General features: G+C 53.6%; 1 protein-coding gene. It reads left to right on the top strand.

Going from position 1 to position 3645, the window contains the following annotated elements; all coding sequences use genetic code 11:
- A partial coding sequence (locus BLX41_RS32565) for a YobI family P-loop NTPase (RefSeq protein ID WP_259745496.1) occupies window positions 1-3442 on the top strand: 3442 nt, incomplete at its 5' end.
- Window positions 3443-3645 lie beyond the last annotated feature (203 nt).

The following is a 3645-nucleotide window of genomic DNA, read 5'->3' as shown; positions in this document are numbered from 1 at the left end:
CGATCTCGTTGCTCGGATTGAGGAGACGATCGTCCAGCAGCTCCTGTACGCCGTCCCAGCAAAGACGCTTCCCAAGACCCGCCTTAAGAGAATCGATCAGGCTTCCGGCCTGAAGATCTGGTGGAAAACGCTCTGCTATGGCGCCCTCATTTTGGCAGCGCTGAGACTTTACGTTCCTGTGGCAGAAAAGTTGCCAAAGATCGAACCGACTTGGCTCATGGAATGGCTGCTGTTGATCCCTAGCCCGCTGGCCGTCGGGATCGCCGTGTTAGGGTGCGTACTCCTGCTACACACTTGTCTGAGGCTAGGTTCGCTGTTCAGTATCGATGGGTTGACGCTCAAAGGCGGGAAACTGGAGACCACCCACCACGGCTCCGTCCTGCACAAAAATATCGATGAGATCATTTACTGCTTTGAACGCAGCAGCATTGACGTGGTGATCATTGAGGATCTCGACCGGTTCGGCATCCATGACGTGTTCACACGATTGCGAGAAATCAATTTCATCATCAAGCAATCACCTCAGGTCAAACGCCCCGTCTATTTCGTCTACGCGCTGCGCGATGAAATGTTCGTCGTCGGCGAGAAAACTAAGTTTTTTGACCTCATCGTCCCAGTGATCCCCGTAATCAACTCGGAAAACTCCCAAGAAAAGATGATGGAGCTGCTGAACCATCGAACGTTCAAATCTAAACCCTTGGGCGAACATCTCGATCGTCGACTGGTGGAGACGGTCTGCTACTACATCGATGACCTCCGGCTGGTGAAAAATATCGTCAATGAATTCGATATGTTCTCAAATATCCTTGCCAGCGGCTTACGCCTAGAGCCAGACAAGCTGTTTGCGATTGTCGCCATTCGAAATCTGCATCCCGGAGCGTACGCCGACCTGGTCAAACGCCGAGGGGCGATTTATGGCGTCATCAAGGGACTGGCTGCCTGGAAAACCCAGCAAAACAGCGCCAATGCCCAGCGACTTGATGAATTGCGGCGTGAGCGAGATGACCGGGTCTTCGAACTGGCCAACAATGTCACTGAGTTGAGGGCCTACGTGTGGTTCACGCTTCTTCGACTGACCGAAATGGACACGGCAACCCATGTACTAATCACTGCTACCCAGTACACCCCAAAGCAGTTCGTGACCGACGAGGTGTTCGACGTACTCATGAATCACGCCGGGCCCCTCTCAATGGTTGTCTTGGATCAATTCGGGCGGGCCAGAAACCAATCTAGAAATGTCTCGAAGGCTGAGCTGATCACCGCTACATCCTATGAACGGCGCCATGCTTTGCTTGGGCGGCGACTCAGCACAATCGCGGACGAAATCGCAGCGGTGCAGAAGCAATCGGATCAGGTCATCCGGATGTCCTTCAGTAGTGCCGTCAAAAAAGGCTATGCGGAGGTCGTAAGAAACAAACTTCCAGGCTTGAACGTCGTGAGCTATCTGATGCTGCATGGTTTCCTCGACGCCGACTACACGGACTACCTTGGTTATTTCTATCAAGGTTCGCTGACACCTGGTGACAAAGATCTGATCCTTTCGCTGAGACGTGGTGTGCTGCCTGAGGTATCCACGCCTGTCGATAGCCCGAGTACCGTGCTGGAGAAGCTTAAGAGCGACGAACTCGACGAAGGCAGGGGGATCATCGTCGACTTGATCGCCTGTCTCAGCGCCCGACCAACCTCGTTCGCAACTAACTCAGCAGATGCCCAGCTAAGCCACATACTTAAGAGCGGCCTCAACGAACACCCCGGACGAATGGCCGTCGCTGTACGCGATCTTTTGAACCGAGCAGAAGCGGCTGAATTTATCCGCGCCGTGTACCGCCTAGAACCCAAACTGTTTCAGAGCCTTTTCGACGCCAGGGGCACGGGGGATGCTGGCGGCGTGTTCGAAGGAAGCGAGGCTCGTCAGTCCCTCGTCAAAGTAATCGCCGACAACCTGTCAGAATCCGACTTCAAGACCCTGGCCGATGACGCTTCAACGGATCTGGTTCCTACGATCGATTGGCTGGAAGATGCTTCACGACTGATGCCAGGATTAGATAGCAATGTGGGAGCTTGGGCGTGGCTCAGGGCTTACCCAGTCCAGTTTGCCTCACTGGGCCATACGATGAGTCTCGCTGACCTCGAAAGGCTGATCGACTGGCGCTGCATCAAGATCAACCTCCCAATGCTATCGCTGATATGCGCGAAGTCGGAAGCTGGACAGGATTCTAAAGACGCCAAATCCGAACCTGCAGATGTGGGCATGGTGTCTCTGCGTAGACTGCAGGCTTTGGGCATCAATGGGCTCGGTGATTATCTGCTATCTCACGCCGATGAGCTCGGTAGCGCATTGCTAAGTCAGTCTGCTGTCCTGGATGAATCAAGCGATTCCTTGGCCAGTTTACTAGCAGAACTGGACACAGATGACGACCTGACAAATCGACTCTTCGATCACACGACCTGTGACTTGCACACACTCAATGACACCCCAAGACATCTTTGGGCAAAGGCACTTGAAAGTGATCGCCTGGTAGCCAAAGCTGACGCTGTGTGGATCTTTTTTGAGAAACTCATTGCGCCAGACGGCCATGTTTCGGGCGAAGAAATCGGATCGGAACCCACAACGGTGTTCACCGCGTTCATCGCTCGGAATGCATCGGCTCTCAAGGGAACGCTGTGGCAGTCAACGAGCGCAGACTGGGCGTTGCAACAGTATCTTCTGAGCTCACACAGCATCAGTAATGACGTGCTCAAGGTATTGCTCGATGGAGTCGTGCTCCAAGATCTATCAATGATCAAAGCGGTCTTACCTGCGGGGCGCTGGGTCATGCTGGTGGCCTCAGCATTCCTTCCATACAGCTCGGAGGTCAGGGACATCGTATTGAGTACTTGCCCACACCTCGAAGGCCAGTACCTGGTTGAACGGTGGGATCTAGCAAAAGCCGAGATCGATATCGGCTCGCTCCAACTCGACTCGATGCTCACGCTGAGCAGAAGCAAAGCGTTGCCACTCACACTGAAAATTCAGATGTGGTCAGGGCTTAGCCTGGAGACGATTGAAAGCAAACCCGAAGCGGTTCCTGAGCTCGGCCGTGTATCTGCGCTAGCCAACCAAGCTGGCGAAAGGTTTGCTGATTCGCTGACGCCTGTACTGCGACATCTGGTTCGCAACGCAAGCCTCATCCCGGAGCATCGCTCTGAAATGCTGACACAATGTCTTCCAGGGATGAAGTGGCCAGACGTTTCAGCAGCTCTGACGTTGCTCGACGATGAGGACTTCAAAACCGTGAGTTCGAAGGTCAAGAAGATCAAGGTAAGAAACACTGAGTCAAACCAGAGATTGGTGGGCGCGATGAAATCTGAGGGGTACCTGGCAACGGTGACACCAGAGGACGACGTCATCATCGCAACTACCAGGCCTTCATCCATGACGACTGAGGACGGGTGGGTATAGGCGTTTTTTGCCAGCAGTGTGGGAATGCCCTGGTCACTAGTGAAGGTTGTCGGGGCCGAGGAAACCGGGATAGTGACGGAGTATAGATGTACTCCTAAGGACTGATGAGAACTCACCACCCCCGTCTTGCTCATTGAGTCAGCGTGGCTTCAAGCACTTTATCGATTGACGATTAACGCCATGTAGCGATCCGGATATCTCAC

The sequence above is a fragment of the Pseudomonas protegens genome, from assembly GCF_003732485.1.
Classification (GTDB): domain Bacteria; phylum Pseudomonadota; class Gammaproteobacteria; order Pseudomonadales; family Pseudomonadaceae; genus Aquipseudomonas; species Aquipseudomonas protegens_B.
The sequence above is the reverse complement of the archived record's forward strand: the minus strand, read 5'-3'. Positions and strand labels throughout refer to the sequence as shown.